Annotated in this window: 2 protein-coding genes; both read right to left on the bottom strand. The window is 39.2% G+C overall.

Going from position 1 to position 1,270, the window contains the following annotated elements; all coding sequences use genetic code 11:
* Nucleotides 1-223: 223 nt before the first annotated feature.
* The gene (locus tag H5120_RS20005) at nucleotides 224-454 is read right to left on the bottom strand and encodes a hypothetical protein (protein WP_131692412.1); all 231 of its coding nucleotides are present in this window, start codon (nucleotides 452-454) and stop codon (nucleotides 224-226) included.
* A 172-nt stretch (nucleotides 455-626) separates the two neighbouring features.
* Entirely contained in the window at nucleotides 627-1,112 is a 486-nt protein-coding gene (locus tag H5120_RS20000) for a hypothetical protein (protein ID WP_182675880.1), read from the bottom strand.
* Nucleotides 1,113-1,270: the final 158 nt, after the last annotated feature.

The following is a 1,270-nucleotide window of genomic DNA, read 5'->3' as shown; positions in this document are numbered from 1 at the left end:
TTGGAACGGTCTCTAGTGGTGGAGAATACAAATTAGCATTTCGGCCAGTAGAAGAGCACCCAAGTAAAAACAACAATGTGAATAAGACTACTAAAAACTTCATGTGACTCTCCCTGAAATATAACGCCCAGCTAAGCCGCCGGAACGGAGTTGATTGTTTTGTGCGAGCGTAGCGGAAAAGCACAAAACGAGCAACGCAGTGGAGGTCGGATTGAGCTGTTTGTTATGTGCGAGGCTCACGCTTGTTCCATACTAGTGATGGACACACCGTTGACGCATATTTTTGTGCTTCTTCAATTGACGAATATGCTCCTCCCTGAAAAGTAGAAGTATTTGAGTATGCGCCAATATGAAGACCATAAAACTCACCAAAACGATCCTCTCTAACGACAGGTTCATCTTCGTGGTCGCCAGAACCAGGCTTGAAATTAGTTTTAATAATATGAGCCTCCATATCTACAGCTTCATCATAGAGCCATTTCCCGCTAACAATTAGTTCTTCTACTATTTTGACCAATACTAACTCCCTAGCACATAACGCCCCAAGCAGGGGCAAGTACATGCAGGCTATAATACGGAACGAAGTGACGGGAGCCTGCATGTAATTGTCCCGCTGACTTGGCTTGTTATGAGTAGGTTGCACTGTAAGTAGCTGAATACATAATAAACATTGCACCATTGAATATATAATTCACAGGTGAAGCATATTTACCACGATTACTAAACCAAAAATCATCTGATAGCTTTCCAGAAATTTGCAAGCTTGAATAAGTAATTGCAACGAACAGTATGCCGAAAGAGACTAGCAATTGATACCAGTCAGTTAGTGTTGAAAGGATGATTGCATGAGCTAACTTCATTACAACATATGCATTGATAATAGCTAGAATACATACTGGTGTAATAAATTTCATTGGCTCTAACTTTGAAAAATATAGTACGAAATTACTTATTGTAGAGAGAACAGAAAGCATCAAAATTGAAAAAAGTAAAACTCTTTCAGCCACCCCCCAGTTGAAAACAATATTCTCTGTCTGAATATCCACAACCCCAAAAGTAACTATGAATGTAAAAATAGTGATAATTGACGAAACTACATTTAATAACTGCATATTAACCTGACTTACTCTCCATTTTTTTTACTCATAACACCCTACATAACCGGTTTTGGCTGCTCTTGCCAAAATCCGGTTCATGTATTTGTTATATTTCATTGCGCGAATATCAATAAGGGGATATCACCAGCTACTTTGGGTACACTAATTGGCCC

Origin of the sequence: Pseudoalteromonas sp. SR43-2, assembly GCF_014163885.1 — a bacterium.
Lineage (GTDB): Bacteria > Pseudomonadota > Gammaproteobacteria > Enterobacterales > Alteromonadaceae > Pseudoalteromonas > Pseudoalteromonas distincta.
This window is presented reverse-complemented; position numbering and strand designations above follow the sequence as displayed.